21 protein-coding genes are annotated in these 21,948 nt (G+C 70.4%); 14 read left to right on the top strand and 7 right to left on the bottom strand.

Annotation, left to right across the window (positions count from 1 at the left end):
- Window positions 1–269 precede the first annotated feature (269 nt).
- A complete protein-coding gene (locus ABD296_RS43800; protein ID WP_344282428.1) occupies window positions 270–1,106 on the bottom strand; it encodes a FadR/GntR family transcriptional regulator in 837 nt (278 codons plus the stop codon).
- 120 nt (window positions 1,107–1,226) lie between these two features.
- On the opposite strand from ABD296_RS43800, the gene ABD296_RS43795 reads away from it, so the two are divergent.
- From ABD296_RS43795 to ABD296_RS43775, 5 genes are all read left to right on the top strand, one after another.
- Window positions 1,227–1,748 carry a flavin reductase family protein gene (locus ABD296_RS43795; protein ID WP_344282427.1) on the top strand — a complete coding sequence of 174 codons (522 nt, stop codon included), beginning with the start codon at window positions 1,227–1,229 and terminating at the stop codon, window positions 1,746–1,748.
- Between the two features lie 63 nt (window positions 1,749–1,811).
- Complete coding sequence (locus tag ABD296_RS43790; RefSeq protein ID WP_344282424.1) at window positions 1,812–3,020, top strand: acyl-CoA dehydrogenase family protein; 1,209 nt, start codon at window positions 1,812–1,814, stop codon at window positions 3,018–3,020.
- 33 nt (window positions 3,021–3,053) lie between these two features.
- Complete coding sequence (locus tag ABD296_RS43785; protein ID WP_344282423.1) at window positions 3,054–3,941, top strand: fumarylacetoacetate hydrolase family protein; 888 nt, start codon at window positions 3,054–3,056, stop codon at window positions 3,939–3,941.
- 67 nt (window positions 3,942–4,008) lie between these two features.
- Window positions 4,009–4,953, top strand: coding sequence for an amidohydrolase family protein (locus ABD296_RS43780; protein WP_344282420.1), 945 nt, complete (start codon window positions 4,009–4,011; stop codon window positions 4,951–4,953).
- 44 nt (window positions 4,954–4,997) lie between these two features.
- Window positions 4,998–5,366, top strand: a complete 369-nt coding sequence (locus ABD296_RS43775; protein ID WP_344282418.1) for an aldehyde dehydrogenase family protein — start codon at window positions 4,998–5,000, stop codon at window positions 5,364–5,366.
- 14 nt (window positions 5,367–5,380) lie between these two features.
- Here the strand turns inward: ABD296_RS43775 and ABD296_RS43770 are convergent, their stop codons facing one another.
- The 4 genes from ABD296_RS43770 to ABD296_RS43755 form a co-directional block, all read right to left on the bottom strand.
- On the bottom strand, window positions 5,381–5,719 hold the full coding sequence (locus ABD296_RS43770; protein WP_344282415.1) for a YciI family protein: 339 nt from the start codon (window positions 5,717–5,719) through the stop codon (window positions 5,381–5,383).
- A gap of 9 nt (window positions 5,720–5,728) precedes the next feature.
- A complete protein-coding gene (locus ABD296_RS43765) occupies window positions 5,729–6,172 on the bottom strand; it encodes a VOC family protein (RefSeq protein WP_344282413.1) in 444 nt (147 codons plus the stop codon).
- A gap of 206 nt (window positions 6,173–6,378) precedes the next feature.
- Window positions 6,379–7,026 carry an ASCH domain-containing protein gene (locus ABD296_RS43760; RefSeq protein ID WP_344282411.1) on the bottom strand — a complete coding sequence of 216 codons (648 nt, stop codon included), beginning with the start codon at window positions 7,024–7,026 and terminating at the stop codon, window positions 6,379–6,381.
- Window positions 7,027–7,104: 78 nt separating this feature from the next.
- Entirely contained in the window at window positions 7,105–8,352 is a 1,248-nt protein-coding gene (locus ABD296_RS43755; protein ID WP_344282409.1) for an ROK family transcriptional regulator, read from the bottom strand.
- A gap of 152 nt (window positions 8,353–8,504) precedes the next feature.
- Between ABD296_RS43755 and ABD296_RS43750 the strand changes: the two genes are divergently transcribed.
- Complete coding sequence (locus ABD296_RS43750) at window positions 8,505–9,638, top strand: sugar ABC transporter substrate-binding protein (protein WP_344282406.1); 1,134 nt, start codon at window positions 8,505–8,507, stop codon at window positions 9,636–9,638.
- Between the two features lie 3 nt (window positions 9,639–9,641).
- Here the strand turns inward: ABD296_RS43750 and ABD296_RS43745 are convergent, their stop codons facing one another.
- Window positions 9,642–10,253 (bottom strand): TetR/AcrR family transcriptional regulator, encoded by a 612-nt coding sequence (locus ABD296_RS43745; RefSeq protein WP_344282403.1) that lies wholly within the window; start codon window positions 10,251–10,253, stop codon window positions 9,642–9,644.
- A gap of 109 nt (window positions 10,254–10,362) precedes the next feature.
- Here ABD296_RS43745 and ABD296_RS43740 point away from each other — a divergent pair, with 109 nt between their 5' ends.
- Window positions 10,363–11,838, top strand: a complete 1,476-nt coding sequence (locus tag ABD296_RS43740; protein ID WP_344282400.1) for a carotenoid oxygenase family protein — start codon at window positions 10,363–10,365, stop codon at window positions 11,836–11,838.
- Window positions 11,839–11,896: 58 nt separating this feature from the next.
- Here ABD296_RS43740 and ABD296_RS43735 read toward each other — a convergent pair whose 3' ends face one another.
- A complete protein-coding gene (locus ABD296_RS43735; RefSeq protein WP_344282397.1) occupies window positions 11,897–12,880 on the bottom strand; it encodes a GlxA family transcriptional regulator in 984 nt (327 codons plus the stop codon).
- 164 nt (window positions 12,881–13,044) lie between these two features.
- On the opposite strand from ABD296_RS43735, the gene ABD296_RS43730 reads away from it, so the two are divergent.
- From ABD296_RS43730 to ABD296_RS43700, 7 genes are all read left to right on the top strand, one after another.
- Window positions 13,045–13,692, top strand: a complete 648-nt coding sequence (locus ABD296_RS43730) for a dihydrofolate reductase family protein (RefSeq protein ID WP_344282394.1) — start codon at window positions 13,045–13,047, stop codon at window positions 13,690–13,692.
- Between the two features lie 5 nt (window positions 13,693–13,697).
- Window positions 13,698–13,883 (top strand): hypothetical protein, encoded by a 186-nt coding sequence (locus tag ABD296_RS43725; protein WP_344282391.1) that lies wholly within the window; start codon window positions 13,698–13,700, stop codon window positions 13,881–13,883.
- A 4-nt stretch (window positions 13,884–13,887) separates the two neighbouring features.
- On the top strand, window positions 13,888–15,336 hold the full coding sequence (locus tag ABD296_RS43720; RefSeq protein ID WP_344282388.1) for a DJ-1/PfpI family protein: 1,449 nt from the start codon (window positions 13,888–13,890) through the stop codon (window positions 15,334–15,336).
- Window positions 15,337–15,341: 5 nt separating this feature from the next.
- Window positions 15,342–16,559 (top strand): flavin-dependent oxidoreductase, encoded by a 1,218-nt coding sequence (locus tag ABD296_RS43715; RefSeq protein ID WP_344282430.1) that lies wholly within the window; start codon window positions 15,342–15,344, stop codon window positions 16,557–16,559.
- 128 nt (window positions 16,560–16,687) lie between these two features.
- A complete protein-coding gene (locus tag ABD296_RS43710) occupies window positions 16,688–17,476 on the top strand; it encodes a DeoR/GlpR family DNA-binding transcription regulator (protein WP_344282385.1) in 789 nt (262 codons plus the stop codon).
- Window positions 17,477–17,818: 342 nt separating this feature from the next.
- Window positions 17,819–20,530, top strand: a complete 2,712-nt coding sequence (locus ABD296_RS43705; RefSeq protein WP_344282382.1) for an alpha-L-rhamnosidase — start codon at window positions 17,819–17,821, stop codon at window positions 20,528–20,530.
- A 77-nt stretch (window positions 20,531–20,607) separates the two neighbouring features.
- Window positions 20,608–21,897 carry an ABC transporter substrate-binding protein gene (locus tag ABD296_RS43700; protein ID WP_344282380.1) on the top strand — a complete coding sequence of 430 codons (1,290 nt, stop codon included), beginning with the start codon at window positions 20,608–20,610 and terminating at the stop codon, window positions 21,895–21,897.
- The last annotated feature ends 51 nt before the right edge of the window (window positions 21,898–21,948 follow it).

Below are 21,948 nucleotides of genomic sequence, written 5' to 3'. Positions count from 1 at the left end.
CGCTGCACTACGGTGACCGCATCACCCTGAACTGAAAACCGATCACCGCCTCACCCACAGACTTTCAGACAGTCCCGTCCAGCACGGATCAGGTGAAGCGGCTGAAGAGGCGGACGGCGTTGCCGCGATCGACGCCGGCCAGTTGCGGGGTGCTCAGCCCCTTGAAGGCGAGCAGATGTCGATGTTGCGGTCCACCGTGGCTTCAGGTGCGGCGGGCCAGTCGGTTCCGAACAGGATGTGGGAAGGTTCCGTGCAGTGCGGGGGAGTGGTCAGTCGGTGCGCTTCAAGGCGGATGTGACCCGATCCGCCGCGGCGGCGGCCGGATCGCCCGACTGCGTGTTGCTGGTGTTGTGCTCTGCGATCAGGCGGAGGGCCCCTTCCCGATCGTGAGACTCCAGCGCGTCGACGATGGCCTCGTGCAGGGCGTGCCGGGCCGAGATGTACTCCGGCAGCGGCTGCGCACCGCCCGGCAGCACGGCCAGCGTGTGGGACTCGATCTGGTCGAGCAGGTTGATGTAGAGCGAGCGCAGCATGGCGTGCGGGCTCACGGCGGCGATGCGTGCATGCAGCGACCAGTTCGCATGGACGAACGCGGTGGCGTCGTCGCGCTCCACGGCAACGGCCATCTCCGCCAGAATGCCTCGCATCTCCGCGATGTCGGCGAGAGAGGCGTGCCAGAGCGCGTCCTCGATCAGTAGCGGATCCAACGCGTCGCGAATGCGCATCGCCTCGGCGACGGAGGTCTCGCCCGCGTCCAGGGCCAGTACCGAGTTCCCGAGCCGCACCATGGGCGACGGCTCGGCCGCGAACACCCCGCCTCCCGGACCGGGCCGGACCGTCACCACGCCCCGCGACTGCGCTATGCGCATCGCCTCGTTGAACGTCCCCACCGACACCGAGCATCTGTCGCGCAACTCGCTCTTGGAACCGAGCCGGCCGCCGGGCGACGCCGCCTCGGCGATCGAGATGAGCAGTTCGGCGGTGGTCTCGGCACGCGAGAGCCGGGGTGGCCGCCGGTCCGCACCGGCGGGCCGCCTGCCCCACTCCCGCGCCCGCAGGGCGGGAGCGTCATCGAACGCCTCTCCGGGGCCGACCGGGCCTGCCATCGCTCCTCCGGTGCTTGCCGTGGATATTGAGCATGAAGAATACCCGGGATGTCTTGACGCCGCGCGAGGGCCTGCCCGAAGATATCCATATTCATCATGATTAATTCGAGGTGATCCCCTGTGATCGACCGGCGGCGGTTCCGCGATCTCATGGCCGGCGTCTGCGCACCGGTCACGGTGGTGACCACGCTGCACGACGGGTGCCCGCACGGCTCGACCGTCAGCTCGTTCACGTCCCTGTCCTTGGATCCGCCGCTGGTGAGCGTCGCCTTCGACCGGAAGTCGACGCTGCTGCCCCGGATCCTGGAGACCGGACGCTTCGGGGTGAACGTGCTCGGCCACGCCCAGCACGAACTGGCGACGACCTTCGCCCGGCGCGGCGTCGACCGGTTCGCGGGCACCGGCTGGTACCTCGACGCGGACCTCCCGCGGCTGCCCGAGGCCGCCGGATGGATGGCCTGCGATCTCCATCGGGTCGTCCCCGGCGGCGATCACCTGCTGCTGTTCGGCCTCGTGCTGGTGTCGGGCCGCAGCGACCGGCCGCCGCTGGTCTACGCCCACCGCACCTTCGGCACGCACTCGCGTTTCGCCGAGCGGCCGCGGGTGAAGGTCGCCGACGCGATCGCCGCCTGCGCCCGCTGAGTCCGCGCCCCCTGAACAGCTCTGCTCGGCCTTCTCGCCACCACCCCCGTTGAGGAGAAGAACATGACCGGTTCGCAGCCCGCCGCGCCGTCCGTCGACGTCCCGGCCACGGCCGAACTGCTCGCCCGCGCCAGGCGACTCCAGCCGCTCATCCGCGAGAACGCGGCCAAGGGCGAGCAGGAGCGCCGCGTGGCGGAGGAGAGCATCCAGGGCATGGCCGAGGCCGGCCTTTTCAAGATCGCTCAGCCGCGGCGCTACGGCGGCTACGAGACCTCGATGCGCACCATGCTGGACGTGTCCGCCGCGGTCGGCGAAGCGGACGGCGGGACCTCGTGGGTGCTGACCCTGTGCAACGTCTGCGCCTGGATGACCGGCCTGTTCCCGCAGCAGGCACAGGACGAGGTGTGGGGCTCGGATCCCGGCGCGCTGGTCTCGGGCGTGCTCGCACCCACCGCTGAGACCGGACGGGTGGACGGCGGCCAGCGGGTGACCGGCCGGTGGTTCTGGAACTCCGGCTCCTGGCACGCCGACTGGGCGGTCCTCGGCATCCCGGTCACCGACGGGACCGGCGAGGTCGTCGACCAGGGCCTGGCCCTGATCCCCCGCACGGACCTGGAGTTCGAAGAGACCTGGTTCGTCGCCGGCATGCGCTCCTCGGGCAGCAACTGCCTCATGGCCACCGACGTGTTCGTCCCCGACCACCGCATCATCTCCGTGCCCGCCGCGATCGAGGGCACCTACGGAACCGAGCACACTGACGAGACCCTCTACAGGGCGGCGTTCGTCCCCCTCCTCGCGCTGGTCCTGGCCGGACCCCAGCTCGGCATGGGGCGGGCCGTCCTGGAGATCGTCAGGTCCAAGGCCGCCACCAAGCCCATCTCCTACACCTTCTATGAGGCCCAGGCCGACTCGGTGGCCTTCCAGATGCAGCTCGCGCAGGCGGCGATGATGCTGGACACCGCGCAGTTGCACGCCTACCGGGCCGCCGCCGACATCGACGAGGCCGCCGCCCGCGGCGAATACCCCGACGTCGTCACCCGCGCTCGCGTCCGTGCCGACACCGGCTGGGCCATCGACCACGTCGTCAAGGCCATCGACATCCTGCTGTCGGCGCACGGCGCCGGGAGCTTCGCCGAATCCAACCCCTTGCAGCGGTTCTGGCGGGACTCCTCGGTCGCCGCCCGCCACGCCGTCACCCTGCCCACGGTCGGCTACGAGGTGTACGGCAAGGCCCTGCTCGACCGCGAAGACCAGATCACCCCACTGGTGTGATCACACCCGCTCATCGATTGGAACCCCGATCCCATGCGCATCGCCAACCTGTCCGGCCGTCTGGTGATCGTCACCGGCGAGCCCGGCGCCGAAACCGCCTATGACGTGGAGAAGAACAGCCGCGACCGGTTCGGCTCCCGGCCACAAGCCGTCTACGACGAGTGGGCGGAGTTCGTCTCGTGGGCGGCCGCCGCGGACCTGGCCGGCGGGACGGCCGTGGATCCCGGCGAACTCGGCTCTCCGGCACCGGAGCCCCGGCAGGTACTGGCGATCGGCCTGAACTACCGGGACCACGCGGCCGAATCCGGTTTCGACGCCCCCAGCGGTGAGCCCCCGGTCTTCACCAAGTTCCCCAGCTGCATCACCGGACCCCGCGCGACCATCACGCTGCCTCCCGGCGGGCACAACGACTGGGAGGTCGAACTCGTCGCCGTCATCGGCCGGCGCGCCTACCAGGTCACCGCCGAGGACGCGCTGTCGTACGTCGCGGGATACGCCGTCGGCCAGGACCTCTCCGAGCGGATCCTGCAGATGGCGGCCGGGCCGCCGCAGTTCAGCATGGGCAAGTCCCTGCCCGGCTTCGGACCCGTCGGGCCGTGGCTGGTCACCCTCGACGACCTCGACGACCCTGACGACCTGGAGCTGAGCTGCGCCGTCAACGGCGAGCAGATGCAGCACAGCCGCACGAGCAACCTGATCTTCCCGGTTCCGGCCCTGGTGGCGCGGCTGTCGGCGACGCTCCCGCTGCTGCCCGGCGACGTCATCTTCACCGGCACGCCCGCCGGGGTCGGGCTGGGCCGCGAGCCGCAACGGTGGCTGGCCCCGGGCGACGTCCTCACCAGCAGGATCGAGGGGATCGGCGAGATGCGGCACACCTTCGCCGCGGCAGGGGACGGGACCACCACGCACAACCCGGTGTGACCCGGCCGACGCCCCTTGGCCGCACACGGAAGGTTCGACCATCCCATGGGCAGACAAGCACTGACCGGTGCTGCTGCCCGGCCTGATCGACGCGCACATCCATCTCCACGACCGGGACACGCTCGAGCGGTTGTGCTCCCACGGCGTCACCACCGGCCTGGACATGGCGACCTGGCCGCACGACCGGCTCGCCGCCCTGCGCGGTGTACCGGGACTGACCGACATCCGCAGTGCGGGCACCCCCGCGATCGGCCCGGGCGGCCCCCACTCCAGGATCCCCGGCAGGCCCGCGGATGCCGTCATCGACGACCCGGGCAGGGCCTCCCGCTTCGTTGCCGGCCAGGTGGCGCAGGGTTCCGACTACATCAAGATCGTCTTGGAGGCCCCCGGTCAGGGCGGTCCCGACCAGGCGGCCGCCGACGCCCTGGTCGCCGCGGCGCACGCGGCGGGGAAGAAGGCCATCGCGCACGCGTCCTCACCCGGGGCGTTCCGCATGGCCCTGGACGCGGGCGCGGACGTGATCACCCATGTGCCGCTGGGGGAGCCGCTCGGCAGCGCCGACGTGGCCCGCATGGCGGCGGCGGGACGCATCGACGTCCCGACACTGACCATGATGGAGGGCATCGCCGCCACCGTCGGCAAGCCGGAGGCCTTCCACGCCTCCGTCCGCAGCGTCACGCTCCTTCATCAGGCCGGCGTGTCCGTCCTGGCCGGTATGGACGCCAACGCCCAGCCCGGCGTCCCCTTCCATCCCGCGCACGGCGGCAGCATCCATCATGAGTTGGAACTGCTCGTTCGAGCGGGCCTCAGCGCCGCCGATGCTCTGCGGGCGGCCACCTCGCTCCCCGCCCACCATTTCGGCCTCACCGACCGCGGGGCGATCGAGCCGGGACTCCGTGCCGACCTCCTCCTGATCGACGGAGACCCTCTGGCCGACATCTCCGCCACCCGCGAGATCCGCCGCGTGTGGTGCAACGGCACGGAACACGCTCCCAGCCGGCCCGGCCGATGAACCGGCGCGACCACGTCCCTCCTCCATCTCAAGGATGAACGCCAATGAGCGAGCAGATCAGCGTCAAGCACTGGATTGACGGCGCATGGGCCGGATCGTCCCGGATGTCCGACAGCCTGAACCCGGCCACCGGTGAGGTGATCGGCACCTACGCCGACGCCGGTGTCGAGGAAGGACACGCCGCCATCGAGGCCGCCGCACGGGGTTTCGCCGCCGGGCCCTGGCGGCTCGACCCGATGATGCGTGCCGCGGCCTTGAGCCACCTCGCCGACGCCTACGCCAAACGCATGGACGACGTCGTCGACACCCTCTGCCGCGAGAACGGGAAGCTGCGTCCCGAAGCCGCCTTCGAAGCGCACTTCATCGTCCGCGCGCTGCGCTTCGCCGCCGGACTCGCCGTGCACCCCCACTGACCTAACCGGATCGTTCAGGTGGGGAGGGTGTCTCCGGGGAAGCCGTGGCATGGATGCACATCGCAGCGCATCATCCCGGCTTGGACGCAGGGGTCTCCGGCCATGATCTCAGCGGCTTCCTCGGCCGGCACGGTCATGATCGCGACGCCTGCCACGGTGTCGGAGGCGACCGGGCAGAGGATCGCGATCACCCCTTCGGCGCGAAGCGACACCATGCGTCGCTGATGCTCCAGCTCTATTGCATCCGCGCCGTCCATGGTTCGTTCGGGCGTCCACTGAAGGAGCGCCAGGCTGTAGGGCTTCGCGGTCGAAGCAAGGGCCTGAATCTGTTCGTCGGTCACCGTCGTGCTCATGATGTCTCCCTACTTCTGGATGCGCTCGGCCAACGAGACGATGATTCCTTCAGGCCCGCGGACGTAGGCCATCCGCCACTGGCCCTCGTATTCGCCGATGCCTCCTACCAGGCCGTAGCCGTCGGCTGCGGCCTGGTCGACGGCGGCCCGCAGGTCCTGTACCTCGAACGCGACGTTGCGCAGGCCCAGTTCGTTGGCCGGTGCGGCTGGTGAACCCGGGAGGTGGTCCGGCCGGACGAAGCTTGAAAGTTCCAACGTCGTTCCGCCGCCAGGTGCTCGCAGCATGACGATTTCGGTGGCAGCACCGGTCATGCCGATCACCGTGTCCAGGAACTCGCCTTCCACGGCCATCTTCTGGTCGGCCTCCATGCCAAGGCTCACGAAGAACGCCGTCACGGCGTCGAGGTCGGCAACGGTGATACCGACGTGGTCGAAGCGCTGTACGAATCCCAAAGGTAGCCTTCCTGTGGATCTTGAAGATACTGGAAGCCATCGGTCAGCCGGTCACCTGATGGCGGCTGGACGCATGACCCCGAGCCCGAACGGTACGCCACGTCTCACCGGATGGGTGGCACGATCTGCTGATCGCCACCAGGAATGGGTTTTCCCCCGCGTCGCCGGATGGTTGGTCACCAACACCCTGCAGCACTCGGGATGGGTCATTTGGTCGAGGATCGTAGGTAGGCCATGAGGGTCTTGCCGCGGGGGGAGAGGCGGTAGCCGGTCTCCAGGCTTTCGGTGAGGCCGAGGGCTTTGAGGCGGCGGACGTCGGCCTTGAAGGGGAGTTTGTCGCGGTCCAGGTGTTCGGCCAGGTCAAGGGCGCGTAGGCCGGGGTGTTCCTGGATGAGGCGGAGGACCTCGCGGGTCCAGGGGGCGCGGCGACTGCGGGTGTCGATCGTGTCCAGGGCGGTCTTGAGGTCGGCCAGTTCCTGGTCGGTCAGGTCGGCGTTTCCGGCCAGTTCTGCTTCGGGGGTGGGACCGCCGAGGTGGAGCATGACGCGGTGGTAGCCGCCCTCCTTGGTGCTCTTGGACAGGGCGGTGAGCAGCGCCGCGCGGTCTTTGAATCCGGAGCGGCGGGCGTCCTCTTCGGTGATCTCCTCGGGGGTGACGGCTGTGACCGAGTCGATGACGATGATCCCCGCCCAGGTGCGCTGGGTGCTTCCCGCGCGGACCCGGGGCTCGGCCCACACCCGGAACACCCGGTCGATCCGCCCACCCGCGATCCCCTCAAGGACCTCCCGCCTGAACAGCATCATTTCCTCCCGGGCGTACGCCTGTCCTTCTGCAAGTTCATGCAGGGCGCCCAAGAGGCCATGCTAATAATTCGAGCGCACGCTCGCCTGGCTGCCTGCGGTGAGGTCGGGCTGCTGTGCACCGTTTCTCGCTCATTGGGCCGGCGTTTCCCTTGAGGGCGGCCTCTCGGGTTCCCGGGGCGTTCGGTCGAAGTGCGGGGCCAGGAGGTGGGCCGACGTCTGACGGGTCGCGAGGACGATCGCGCCGAACACCTCGGCGCGGTCGCCGAGGCGACTGCCGGTGACGGTGATGCCCTGGTCGAGCGGCGAGGGCAGGCGGTGAAGCAGCACGTCGCGGATCCCGTCCAGCAGTGGGCGGCCGACCGCGGCGACCTCGCCGCCGACGATCACCATCCGCGGTTCGAGCATCGCGCAGATGTCCGCCAGCGCCCGTCCGATCATGTGACCGGCATCGATGACCACCCGCCGCGCCCCCGGATCGTCGGCGGCGAGCAGGGCCACCAGATCGGCGATGGTGGTGTCCGGGCCGCGTGTGCGGGTGAACGCCGCCGTGAGCGCCTGCGCCCCGACGACGGTCTCCAGGCAGCCGCGGTTCCCGCAGCGGCAGACGTAGCCTCCTTCGACCACGGCGATGTGGCCGAGCTCGCCCGCGGCACCGGTGGCGCCCTGGTAGGGGCGGCCGTCCAGGATCAGCCCGGCGCCCACGCCGTCGGACAGCATGATGTAGATCAGGTCGTCGACGCCATGCCCCGCGCCGAAGGTCCACTCGGCGAGTGCGCCCAGGTTGGCGTCGTTGCCCACGTGGACGGGCAGCCCGATGCGTTCACTCAGGCGTTCCGCGATGTCGACATCGGTCCAGTCGGACAGCATGGAGGGCAGGCTGAGCGTGTGCGACCGCGACCGGACGGGAGCCGACACCGCGACGCCCATGCCGAAGATGCGCCCGGCGTCCTGCCCGACGGTGGCGACCAGGTCGAGGGCGGTGCCGGCGATGAAGTCCAGAGCCTCGTCCGGCCGGTGGTCGACGTCGATCTCGTGGTAGCGCTCGCCGAGCACGCCGCCGGACAGGTCGGCCAGGAGTACGCGGATGTCGGTGTGGCGCAAGTGGACGCCGAGCAGCCCGCCGCCCTCCGGGTTCAGGGTGAGCGGGGTCGCGGGACGGCCTCCCCGGGCCGCGGACGGCACCGAGCCCTCCGCCGACTCGGTCAGCACGCCTTCGGCCAGGAGGGCGGTGACGAGGCCGGAGACGGTGGTCCGCGACAGGCCGGTCGCCCGGGCGATGTCGACCCTGCTGATCCGGCCGTGCCGCCGGACGGCGTCGATGACCAGCAGCCGGTTGCGCGACCGCAGGGAGGTGAGGGATCCGGGCGCGTCGTCCATGGCCGCAACCCTATGAGGTTTATCCGCATTCCGTTCAAACTATGGCCGTTTGTGGTCTCTTTTGTCCTTGACGCTGATTAACCGGCGTTTCTACAGTTCAGCAAAGCCGGCGGCCAGGCGGGGCCTGGCCTCCCACCCCCTTTGGAGTTGGCGTGCGCAAGAAGACATCGGCGCTGGTCGCCAAAGACACCGTTCTCCGCAAAGGGCTCGTCTGCCTGACCGCTCTGACGGCGGCCGCGGCGGTCACCCTTTCCGCGTGCGGGGACGGATCCGACGACTCGAACGGCTCGAGCGGCTCATCGAGTTCGGCGGTGAAGGGCAAGGTCGGGGTGATCCTGCCCGACACGACCTCGTCCACCCGGTGGGAGAGTTTCGACCGGCCGTACCTGGAGCAGGCGTTCAAGGCGGCGGGCGTCCAGTACGACATCCAGAACGCGGAAGGCTCGACCCAGCGGTTCCAGACGATCGCCGACCAGATGCTCACGAGCGGGGTCAGCGTCATGCTCGTGACCGGGCTCGACTCCAACTCCGCGGCGGCGGTGCAGCGCAAGGCCCAGGCGCAGGGCGTCAAGACGATCGACTACGACCGGCTGACTCTGGGCGGAGTGTCCGACTACTACGTCTCCTTCGACAACGTCAGGGTCGGCGAGGAACTGGGCAAGGGCCTGCAGAAGTGCCTGGGTGACAAGGCGGCCAACATCGCCTACCTGGACGGCTCGCCGACGGACAACAACGCCACGCTGTTCGCCCAGGGCGCGCACAACATCCTGGACAAGGTCTCCAACTACAAGAAGGTGGCCGAGCAGCCGGTCCCGGACTGGAAGCCGGAGAAGGCGGCGACCATCTTCGAGCAGATGTACACCGAGCAGCACGGCAAGATCGACGGTGTGCTGGCCGCCAACGACAACCTCGGGAACGCCGCGGTGGCGGTGGTCAAGAAGAACGGGCAGGGCGGAAAGGTCGCCATCACGGGCCAGGACGCGACCTTGCAGGGATTGCAGAACATCCTGGACGGCTCGCAGTGCATGACCGTCTACAAGCCCGTCAAGCAGGAGGCGGACGCCGCCTCCAAGCTCGCCATCTCCTTGTTGAAGGGGCAGAAGGGCGAGACGAGCGCCACCGTGAAGGACCCGCAGGGCAAGCGGGATGTGCCGTCGGTGCTGCTGATCCCGATCGGGATCTTCAAGGACAACGTCAAGAAGGTCCTCGACGACGGCTTCGTCAAGGCCGCGGACCTGTGCAAGGGGGCCTACGCGTCCAAATGCAAGGACGCCGGCATCCAGTAACTGTCAGTCGTCAGTGGACTGCGGGCTCGGGCTTTGCGGGCGGAGGCCGTCGAACACCAGGTTCAGGATGTCTTCGACCTGCCCGGGTGTGTTCGGACGGGTCCCCAGCAGCAGGCGGTAGTAGAGCGGGGCGTAGATGAGTTCGACGACGTCGTCCAGGGCGGCGTCGGCCCGGATCTGACCCTGCTGCTGCGCCCGTTCCAGCCGGCGCCGACAGTCCTGGACGCGGGGATTGACCAGCGTCTCCAGGATGGCCTGCGCCGCCGCCGGGTCGGACTGCGCAGCACCGATGACCTCCCGGTACGTCGAGGACTGCGTCGTACGGAAGTACTCCGCGACGGCGACCATCTGATCGCGCAGGTCGGCGCGGATGTCGCCGGTGTCCAGGAACTCGGTGGACGCGGCGCTCTGCCGGTCGATCGCCTCGACCAGCACCGCGGCCTTGGACGGCCACCACCGGTAGATCGTCTGCTTGCCCACCCCGGCTTCCTTGGCGATCGCGTCGACGCTCGTCCTGGCGAATCCCTGCTCCAGGCACAGCTTCAGCGCGGCATCGAGGATCGCCTTGTGGGAGCGCTCGCTCCGGTAGCGCGGGTTCGCCGGTTCGGTGGTCATGACCAGGGAGTCTATACGAAACGAGACGACTCGTCTTGACCGGGGACCGCCCAGGGCCTAGCGTCCTGAGGAACGAGACGTCTTGTCTCGTCACCCTCGGAGGTGAACGATGTCCCAGCAGATGTCCCGTCGCCACGCGCTGGCCGCAGGCCTCGCCGCCGGCACGGCGTTCGGAGCCGCCGCGATCGGCGCGGCACCGGCCATGGCGACCCAGCCCGCCCCACGCAAACGCGGCAGCGGGAACCCCTTCCTCGAAGGCGAATTCGCGCCCGTCCCGTTCGAGGTGACCGAGTTCGATCTGACGGTCACCGGCACGATCCCCAAGGAGCTGACCGGCCGCCTGCTGCGCAACGGCCCCAACGTGCTCGGACTGGAGGACCCGCTCGCCCACCACTGGCTGGTCGGCGACGGAATGGTCCACGGGGTCCAGCTCCGCGACGGCAAGGCCGAGTGGTACCGCAGCCGCTGGGTCCGCGCGAAGGGCACCGCCGAAAAGCTCGGCGAGCCGGTACGCGGAGTCCCCGCCGAAACCGACTTCGCCTCGAACATCAACGTGATCGGATTCCGCGGCAAGACTCTCGCTCTACAAGAGGGCACCGCCCGTCCGCAAGAACTGACCGACGAGCTCTACACGGTCGGACCGTGCGACTTCAACGGCACATGGGCCGGAACCATGTCGGCCCACACCAAGCTCGACCCTGGCACCGGCGAACTCCATTCGGTGAGCTACGACGAGAGCACCGACTACGTCCAGTACGTCGTGATCAGCGCGGCCGGCGAAGTGAGATCGACCCGCAAGATCCCCATGGGCGGAACGATCCTGATGCACGACTTCGCCCTCACCGAGAAATACGTCGTCCTCTACGACCAGCCGATCATGTTCGACCTGGACGCCATGGAGCACGGGCAGAAGATCCCCTGGGTCTGGGACACCAAGCGCCCCAACCGGGTCGGATACCTCCCGCGCGCCGGGGGAGCGGTCACCTGGATCACCGTGCCTCCCTCGTACATCTCGCACACGCTCAACTCCTACGACGACGGCGGCGACATCGTGGTCGACTTCGTGGAGTTCCCCGCGCCGTTCAGCGCCGACCGGCTGTCGACCAGCGCGCCGCCCGCGCTGGTGCGCTGGACGATCGACCGGGCCCGCGGCGGCGTCCGCCGAACGCAGCTCGATGACCGGCCGCAGGAGTTCCCCCGGGTTCCGGACGCGCAGGTCAGCCGCAGGCACCGGTACGGCTACACCGCCGCGACCGCCGACTTCCTGAAGGCCTACGGGCACGGCTCGACCCCCGACTCGGCGTTCAGCAACGGCCTGGTCAAGCACGACCTGGCCACCGGACGGTCCCAGTTCCACCGGTTCCCGCGGCACGCGAGCGCGAGTGAGGCGGTCTTCGTCCCGCGTTCCGGCGCCCGCGCCGAGGACGACGGCTACGTCCTGTCCTACGTCCACAATCCCGACCGGAACGCCTCGGACCTGGTGGTCCTTTCGGCGCAGGACTTCACCGGCAAGCCGATCGCCCAGATCCATCTGCCGAGCCGCATTCCGCTCGGGTTGCACGGAAGCTGGATCGCCGGCGCCTGACAAGCTGCTCGGAGATGGCACGGCACGAGCTGCTCGTCTGGCACTTCGGCGACGGCGTCTACTTCGCCCGGGCCGCCTGTCGCATCGAGTGGTTCGCGCGGTAGTGCGAGGGCGCGGTGCCGTACTGGTCGACGAAGGCTTGGCGGAGCGTCTCGGCCGTCCCGAATCCGCAGCGGCGTGCCACGCTCGCGATCGGGTGCGCCGTCGTCGCCAGCAGGTGGGCGGCCGCTTCGGTGCGGGCCTGGCGTACGTAGCGTCCCGGGGTGTGGGCGAGGTGCTGGAGGAACAGCCGGGTGAGGTGGCGCTCGCTCACCCCCGCCAGCCGGGCCAGGGCAGCGGTGCTCAGGTCGCCGTCGAGGTTGCCGGCGACGTGGTCGGCGATCTGTTGGACGAGGCCGTGTTCGGGGTGCGGTGCGGCGGCGGCGACGAACATGCTCATCTGCGCTTGGTCGCCCGGCCGCTGCAGGTAGGTCACGACCAGTTGTGCAACGCCGCGTGCCAGTTCCGGCCCGTGGTCGTCCTGGATGAACGAGAGCGTCAGGTCGAGTGCGCTGGTGACGCCGGCCGAGGTGGTGATGTTGCCTTCGCGGATGTAGATCGGGTCGGGGTCGAAGGTGACCTTCGGATACCGGGTGGCGATCTTGTCGGCCCACATCCAGTGGGTGGCGGCGCGCCTGCCGTCGAGCAGGCCGGCCGCGGCCAGCACGGCGGAGCCGGTGCACACCGATGCGACCCGCCGGCTCTCCTTGGCCAGCCGGCGCACATGTCCGACGAAACGGGGATCGGCCGCGGCCTCGTGGTAGCCCAGGCCGCCCGACACGATCAGTGTGTCCAGCGGGCCCTTGAGCCGTTCGAGCGCTTCCTGCCCGTGCAGTGTCATGCCGTCGGTACAGGTGATCGCCCGGCCGCCGGGGGTGGCTAGAAGCACCTTGTAGGGCGGGGTGGCGCCCCAGTTCGCTTCGTTCAAGGTCGATGTCACGCAGGCGATGTCGAGCAACTGCGCCCGGTCGTATCCGACGACCACCATCAGCCGTTCGTCCACCCTCAGGACCCTATGCCGGAGTGACAGGAGTACCAAGTTTCCGGACATTGTCGTCTTGTTTCGTTGCCGCCCGCGAACCGGCCCTCGATGGTGAGGTCACACCCGGAAGGCATCGGTCGTTCGCGGATGCCGGCCGGGGCCTCGATCATCGAAGGAGCACTGTGATGTCCGATGTTCGTGTGCACAACTTCTCGATCTCGCTCGACGGCTTCGCCACCGGCGAGGGCCAGGCCCCGGGCGTCCCGTTCGGGCACGCCGGCGAACGCCTGCACGAGTGGATGTTCGCCACCCGGTTCTGGCACCAGATGGGCGGTGGCCGGGGCGGGCGCACCGGCGCCGACCACGCCGTCGCCGCACTGCACGGTTCCGGGATCGGCGCCGAGATCATGGGGGCCGGCAAGTTCGGCCCGCCCGGCTGGCAGGACGACCCCGGCTACCAGGGCGCATGGGGCGCCGACCCGCCGTTCCACACCCCGGTCTTCGTGCTCACCCACCGGCCGCGACCGTCGATCGAGATGGAGGGCGGCACCACGTTCCACTTCCTGGACGCCTCGCCCGCCGAGGCGCTCAAGCGGGCCCGCGAGGCGGCCGATGGCCAGGACGTGCGCCTGGGCGGCGGCCCCTCGGTGGTGCGCGACTTCCTCTCCGAGGGGCTGGTCGATCACATGCACGTGGTGCAGGTCCCGATCCTGCTCGGCCGCGGTGTCCGGCTCTGGGACGGCCTGGAGTCGCTGGAGGACGCCTTCGACATCGAGGCCGTCTCGACGCCCTCGGGCGTCACCCATCTGACGTTCACGGCCAGGAGCCGGTGACCGCGATGCGATCGAGCCTTGGACAACGGGCCCTGGACGTCTTCATCGACGACGTGGCGTTGTCGGTCGGCGGCATCGACGACGACAGCTGGTCACTGGCGTGCGTCGTCCGGGACGTCGGTCAACGTACCCCTGTCCCGACCACCGGAGCAGTCCAGCTGGCGGGCCGGCTGACGGCGGCAGTCGGGTGACGTCGTGAGAAGGGAGCAGGGCGCGCGGGTCTTGCGGGTCCTCGGCCGTGGGCTGGTCGTCCTTGTGGCCTTGTTCCTCGTGCCGGGCGTGGAGTTCCTCGTCAGCGCGCGGAGTTTTGCTTCCTACCGGTACGCGCCACCTGCGGCCGGGCGCCTCCCCGCCGTGGCTCCGCCCGTGCATGCTTCGGGCAAGCCCACCGTGGCGATCGTTGTCGGCAACGCAGGTGCCAACGTGGCCGACACGCTCGTCCCCTACGACGTTCTGGCGAGCACGGGGAGGTTCAACGTCTACACGGTCGCACCCGAACGCCGGCCCGTGCCGCTGCTCGGGGGGTTGGACCTGGTCCCGGACCTGGACTTCGCGCAACTGAGCCGGCGGCTGGACGGCAGAGCGCCGGACGTCACCGTGGTGCCGGAGATGCCGTCCGACGAGGACGGCGACCGTCGTGTCATCGCGTGGCTGCGGAGTACCGCGAGTCGCGGACTGGTGCTGAGCGTGTGCACCGGAGCCCGGCTGGTCGCCGAAGCCGGTCTCCTCGACGGCCGCGAGGCCACCACGCACTGGTACCGGCTCTCCGGCCTGCAGCACGCGCATCCCGCGGTGCACTGGCGGCGCGGAGTCCGCTACCTCGACGACGGAAACGTGATCACCACGGGCGGGCTGCTGTCCTCGGTGGACGGGACGCTGCGGGTGATCGAGCGGCTGGCCGGAGCGGACACCGCCGCCGCGGCCGCCCGGACCGTCGGCTGGCGCCACTACTCGCCCGGCGCGCCCGCGAGGATGCCGGAATCGCGGCTGTCCCCGTCCAACGCGATCGTGCACCTGCTCAACCTCGGATACCGCTCGAAGACCACCAGGGTGGGGGTCGTGCTCACCGGCGGCGTCGGGGAACTCGAACTCGCCTCGGTCTTCAGCCCCTACGCCGAGGTGAAGGCCGCCCGGACGGTCGCGATCGCGTCCACGGCCACCGTGCGCTCACGGCACGGGCTGACCTTCGTCCCACGGGCACGCCTCGCCGGCGCGGGAGACGACGTCGACCGTCTGATGGTCCCGGGCACCACCGCCGCGGCGAATCCCGACCCCGAGATCGCGGCCACCGCCCGCCGCGCCGGCGTCCCGCTGGAATATCCGCACCGGCAGCCGGGCTTCGCGTTCGACCCGGTGCTCGCTTCCATGGCCCGTACGTTCGACAGGCCCACGGCCCGGTGGACCCGCAAGATCCTGGAGTATCCCACCGCCGAACTCGGCCCGTCCGGCCCGAGCTGGCCGTGGACGCCCACCCTGCGCCTCGTGCTACTCGGCCTGGCCGGCGTGGCCGCTCTGGCCGTCGTCCGCATCACCGCACGGCTGATCACGACCGGGTCGCTCCGTTCGAGAACCGCGGACCGCCGAGCCGACGGATCGCCGGGCGGCGGCCGCAACGGTCTCGATGAGGACAAGGAGGAGCCGTGAAGGTGATGATCGCGGGTGCCGGGATCGGCGGGTTGTTCACCGCGTTGCGCCTGCACGCCGAGGGCATCGGCTGCGTGGTCCATGAGCGCGGCGAGCGGATCCGCGAGCTCGGTGTGGGGATCAACGCGCTGCCGTTCGCGGTCCGGGAACTGGCTGCGGTGGGGCTGCTGGACCGGCTGGACGAGATCGGGGTGCGCACCGGTGAGCTCGTCTACACCCACCGGCTGGGGCAGGAGATCATGCGCAGGCCCTGCGGTCTGGCCGCCGGATTCGCGCACCCGCAGATCAGCGTGCATCGTGGCCGGCTGCAAGGGCTGCTCCACCGTGCGGTGGTGGAGCGGCTGGGCCCGGACGCGGTGCGCACTGGTCACCGCCTGGTCGGCTTCGAGCAGGACGCCGAGGCCGTGACCGCCCGGTTCGCCGACGGCTCGCGCGCACGCGCGGACATCCTGGTCGGCGCCGACGGCATCCACTCGACCACCCGGTCGACCCTGTTCCCCGATGAGGGCCCGCCGCGCTGGAGCGGCATGATGACCTGGCGCGGCGCCACCGACCGGCCCGAGTTCGGCACCGGGCGGACCATGGTGATCATCGGGGGCAACACCGCCAAACTGGTCGTGTATCCGATCGCGGCGGGCACGGCTCCGGGCACCAGGCTGACCAACTGGGCCATGGGCGTCATGACCGGCCGTCCCGGCGACCCACCGCCCGACGAGCAGGACTGGACGCGTCCAGCCGACCCGGCGGCCCTGGCCGCGCACGTCGAGCGCTTCACCTGCGACCTGTTCGACCATGCCGCCATGATCGAGGCCACCCGGGACCGGTTCGAATTCCCCATGTGCGACCGCGACCCCCTGCCCCACTGGACGCGCGGCCGCGTCACCCTGCTGGGCGACGCCGCCCACCCCATGTACCCGATGGGCTCCAACGGCGCCGGCCAGGCCATCCTGGACGCGGTGAACCTGAGCGCCCACCTGGCAGCCCATACCGACCCCGTCCAAGCCCTGCTCGCCTACGAGCACGACCGCCTCCCCGCCACCACCCAGATCGTCCTCCGCAACCGGCTCGGCGGCCCGGAACAGGTCATCGACGAGGTCGAACGCCGAGCCCCGGAAGGCTTCGACCGCATCGAGGACGTGATCACCCCCGCCGAACTGGAGTCCATCGTGGCCGGCTACACCCAGGTCTCCGGGGGCCACCGCGACCAGGCGGACCGTTCCTGAGGTCGAGCCCGGACCCGCTTTGCGGCCCGGTGCTTCTTGTTAAGAGAGCATCCGGGGCTGTTATCTTCGGTGCCGTCCCGTCTCTGCCGGCAGCCGGTCGCGCGGTGCGGACCACGGGAGGATCGACCATGAGCGAGGACGGCGGGGGCCCGGGCGGTCCGGAGCGGCGCCGGCAGGACATCGCCGGCGTCGTGCTGTCGGTCGGCTCGGTCACCGCGGCGGAACTCGCCGAGCGTTTCGCCGTCAGCCTCATGACGATCCACCGTGACCTGGACGAGCTCGCCCGCCGGGGCATCGTCCGCAAGCATCGCGGTGGGGTCACCGCCCAGCCGTCGGGGGTGTTCGAGAGCAGTGTGGCCTACCGCCTGAAGTCGATGCGGACCGCGAAGGACGCCATCGCGGGGCGGGCCGCCGAGCTGGTCGAGCCCGGGATGGCGGTGATGCTGGACGACTCCACCACGGCGCTGGCGCTGGCCCGCCGCCTGGCGGGCATCGTCCCGCTGACGGTCGTCACGAACTTTCTGCAGGCGGTCAACCTGCTCGCCCGCGAGCAGGAGATCCGGCTGATGGCGCTCGGCGGCGACTACGATCCGCTGCACGACTCGTTCCTCGGAGTCTCGTGCGTCGACGCGATCGAGGCGCTGAACGTGGACCTGTGCTTCGTGTCCACCTCCGCGGTCGGCGGTGGATTCGCCTACCACCAGGAGCAGCGCATCGTGCCGGTGAAGCGGGCCATGCTCCGTGCCGCGGCGCGCAGCGTGCTCCTCATCGACCATTCCAAGCTCAACCGGGTGGCGCTGCATCGGGTGGCGCCGCTGTCGGCGTTCGACCGCGTCATCGTCGACGACGGTGCCGACGGCGAGGCGCTGCGGGATCTCGAGGAGCAGCAGGTGGCCTACGAGGTGGCGGCGACCTGAGCGGCGCGCTGCTCGCCGCCCCGGCCGTAGCGTGGCCCGGGGCTTGTTAACGTTTTCGGTTGTTCTTATCTCACGTTCGGTGAGCGCGAGTAGGGGCCTGGGGCCGGCGGGCCCGTCGCCGAGCGTCTTTCATGCGTCTTGACCACGAGTGGTGTGGTCAGTCCGGTAAAAGTGGGTCGGCTCGAGGGTGCTGCGGTGCCCGTGGCGGCGCTCGCCGCATGACTTCAGAAGTGATCCAGCCGACATCTTGACACCCCGATCGGCGGCCTCTTACGCTCAAGCTCACATTTTTGGGCGTTATCTTCACAGTTTTGTTGTTGGGATCGCGATCGGAGTGGGTCAGTGGCCGAGTCCCAGGGTGTGGCGCCGTACGGCCTCCGCTGCGATCACCGGGTCCGGCCGCTGGGCACCGACGAGCCCGCGCCGCTGCTGTCGTGGCGGCTGGCGTCCGGCCGGCGCGGCGACGCGCCCGCGGCGTACCGGGTGCGCGTGCGGGCGGAGGACGGCGAGCAGGTCTGGGACACCGGGGACGTGACCGACCCGGCGGCGGTCGGCGCACGCTACCAGGGACGGCGGTTGCGCCCCCGCACCCGCTATCACTGGACGGTCACCGTCACCGGCGCGGACGGCAACTCCGCCGAACGGGAGTCCTGGTTCGAGACGGGGATGATGGGCCCGGCGGCGTGGACGGCCGCCTGGATCGCTCACGACCCGTCCGATCTCGACATGGTCGACGCTCCCGAGGAGGGTGCGCTCGCCCTCACCGACCACGGGCTCCAGCCGGCCGTCCGGCTGCGCCGGGCGTTCGCGGTCACCGCCGCACCGGTCCGCGCCCGGCTGTACGTCACCGCCCGCGGCCTTTACGAGGCGCGCGTCAACGGCGTGCGCGCCGGTGACGCCGAACTCGCCCCCGGCTGGACCGACTACCGCGACCGCATCGACTACCAGGTCTACGACGTGACCGACCTGCTGCGGACGGGCGGCAACGTGCTCGCCGTCACTATCGCGGACGGCTGGTGGAGCGGATTCGTCGGGTTCGATCCGCGCCGCTCGGGCGCCCATTACGGGACGTTCCCGCAACTACTGGCCGAGCTGCACCTCTTCCACGCCGACGGGACCAGCGACGTCGTCGCGACCGGCGGCGACTGGCAGAGCGCCCGCTCGCCCATCCGGTACGCCGACCTGCTGATGGGGGAGTGCCATGACCTCCGCCGCGAGACGCCGGGCTGGGATCTCCCCGCCGAAGGGGACGCGGCCGGCGCGGACGTTCCGGGAAGCGGGCCGTGGCGGCCCGTGCGGGTGACCGGTTCGGACCGGAGCGTCCTCACCGCGTCGGTCGCGCAGCCGGTCCGCGCCGTCCGGGAGCTGGCGGCCCGGTCGGTGACCCGCGTCGGCGGGGACCGGTTCCTGGTCGACTTCGGGCAGAACTTCGCCGGCCGGGTCCGGCTGACGGTGCGCGGCCTGACCCGGGGCGACCGGGTGGTCGTCCGGCATGGCGAGACCCTGGACGACGACGGTGCGCTGTACACGGCGAACCTGCGCACCGCCGCGGCCACGGACGTGCTGATCGCGGCCGGGCCCGCCGAGACCGTCTTCGAGCCCCGCTTCACGTACCACGGCTTCCGGTACGCCGAGGTGACCGGGCCGAGCACGCTCGGCACCGGCGACATCACCGGCGTGGTGCTGCACAGCGACACCCCCTGGGCGGGCGGGTTCACGTGCTCCGACCCGGACGTCGGCCGCCTGCACGAGGCCATCGGCTGGGGGCAGCGCTCCAACTTCGTCAGCGTCCCGACCGACTGCCCGCAGCGGGACGAGCGGCTCGGCTGGCTGGCCGACGCGCAGGTCTTCCTGCCCACCGCGTGCCTCAACGCCGACGTCGCCGCGTTCTTCGACGGCTGGCTGCGCGAGGTGCGGGGCGCGCAGTCGCCGGACGGCGCGTTCGGCAACGTGGCTCCGAGGCTCGCGGGGGTCGCCGACGACGGCGCTCCCGGCTGGGGCGACGCGGGGGTCCTCATTCCCTGGCATCTCTACCGGGTGTACGGGGACGAGCGCTTCCTCGAACGCAACCTCGACGCCATGTGCGCCTGGGTCGACCATGTGCACCGGCACAACCCCGACCTGGTGTGGAGCCGCCGCGTCGGCCCCCACTTCGCCGACTGGCTCGCGCCCGCGCCCACACCCCGGGACGTGCTCGCCACCGCCTACTTCGCCCACAGCGCCGAGTTGACGGCGCGGGCCGCCGAGGTCGTCGGCGAGGCGGAGACCGCCGGGCGGTACGGCGTGCTGGCCGAGCACATCCGCAAGACCTTCACCGAGCGGTTCGTGACCCCGGACGGCGGGATCCGGGGCGACACCCAGACCGCCTACCTGCTGGCACTGGCGTTCGACCTGCTCCCGGCGGATCTCGTGCCGGGTGCGGTGCGGCGTCTGGTCGAGCTCGTCCAGGAGGCCGGCCCGGGCCTGACCACCGGCTTCCTCGGGGTGAGCCTGATCGCGCCCGTCCTCGACGCGCACGGCCACGCCGACCTCGCGCACGCGCTGCTGCGCCGCACCGAACCGCCGTCATGGCTGCACCCGCTGCGGCACGGCGCGACCACCATCTGGGAGCGGTGGGACGGCTACACCGACGAGCGCGGGTTCCAGGCGGCGGCGATGAACTCCTTCAACCACTACGCGCTCGGCTCGATCGGCGAATGGCTCTACCGCGGTGTCGCCGGCATCGACCAGGCGCCCGGATCCGTCGGCTACCGCGAGCTGCTGGTCCGGCCGAGGCTCGGCGACCTCACCTCGGCCGGCGCGAGGTACGAGTCGGTGCGCGGGACCGTCGCCACCAGCTGGACCCGCCGGGACGGCCTGTTCCACCTCCAGGTGACGGTGCCGCCCGGCGCGACCGCCACCGTCCACATCCCCGCGGACGATCCCGGCGGGGTCAGGGAGAGCGGGGTGCCGGTGGCCGAGGCCGCCGGGGTCCGGATCGTCGGCGCGGAGCCGGGGAAGCTCCGCTGCCGGACAGCTTCGGGGGAGTACCGCTTCACCGCGGAACTTCATTGACCACCGTCCCCGCGTGGGACGGGCATGGCCGGCCGCCGTCACCTCGGCGACCCGCGCCATGAACGCGAGGAGGACAGATGACATCGTCGTTCGACAGGGCGGCCCTCAGCCGCCGCGGTTTCCTGCGGCTCTCGGGCGGAGCGGCCGCGGTGGTCGCGCTGCCGGCGGCCCTCACGGCCTGCGGGGGATCGTCCGGCGGGTCCGGCGGCACCCTGCGCCTGGTCGGCGTGGCCGACCAGCAGAAGCCGGTCGACCTGCTCACCAAGGCCTACACCAAGGCGAAGTTCAGCACCTCGTTCGCCCCCACCGACCAGGTGGAGACCTCGCTGCGCACCCAGCTGGGCGCGGGCAACGCCCCCGACGTGCACGTGGTCTATCCGGGCAACGGCAGCGCGATGAGCATGGCTCAGATCGCGCAGGCGGGGCTGCTCGCCGACCTGAGCGACCAGGCCTGGACGAAGAAGATCCCGGCGGGGCTGAAGCCGGCCTTCCAGAAGGACGGAAAGACGTTCCTGTACTCGGCCGGATCCAGCGTGATCGGCGCGATCTACAACAAGAAGGTCTTCCAGGAGGCGGGCGTGACCCCGCCGAAGACCTGGAGCGAGTTCCTCCAGGTCTGCGACAAGATCAAGAAGAAGGGCAAGATCCCGATCGCGCTCGGCGCGCAGACCCAGTGGGTCACGCAGCTGATCACCTACGCGCTCGTGCCGTCCACCGTGTACGCCAAGAACCCGCAGTTCGACAGCCAGATGAAGGCGGGGTCGGCGTCGTTCGCGAACTCCGGCTGGGTGCAGGCGCTCGACATGTACCTGGAACTGCAGAAGCGGGGCTTCTTCAACGACAACCCCAACGGCACCACGTTCGAGCAGCAGACGTCCATGGTCGCCACCGGCAAGGCCGCCATGGCGATCCAGGTCTCCGCGGTCCTGCCCGACTTCCGCAAGGCCGCGCCGAGCGCCGACGACCTGTCGATGTTCCCGGTGCCGGGCGCCGACGACGCCGCCCAGGTGTGGATCCCGGCCGGTGTCGTCGTCGGGCTGGGCGTCAGCGCCCGCAGCAAGAACCGCGACGCGGCCAAGGCGTTCATCGAGTTCCTCGGCCAGCAGGAGAACATCAACCGCTGGGCCGAGGCCGTCGCGTGCGTCCCGCTCGTCCGGGACTCCAGTTCCAGGATCGACCCGGTGCTGACGCCGTTCCTGCCGTACATGGACGGCAACAAGGCCGTCCCGTTCATGGACCAGGCCTGGCCCAACGCCGAGGTGCAGCCCGCTCACTTCGCGATGGTGCAGGAGCTGCTCGCCGGCAAGACCACGGTCGCCAAGGGGCTGGCCAAGCTGGACGAGACCTACCGGAAGAAGCAGCCGTGACCTCGTCCTCTCAGCGCGCACCGGCCGCACTCGCGGCCGGTGCGCAGGCCG

This window comes from Actinomadura napierensis (assembly GCF_039529375.1).
GTDB classification, from domain to species: Bacteria; Actinomycetota; Actinomycetes; order Streptosporangiales; family Streptosporangiaceae; genus Spirillospora; species Spirillospora napierensis.
The sequence above is the reverse complement of the archived record's forward strand: the minus strand, read 5'-3'. Positions and strand labels throughout refer to the sequence as shown.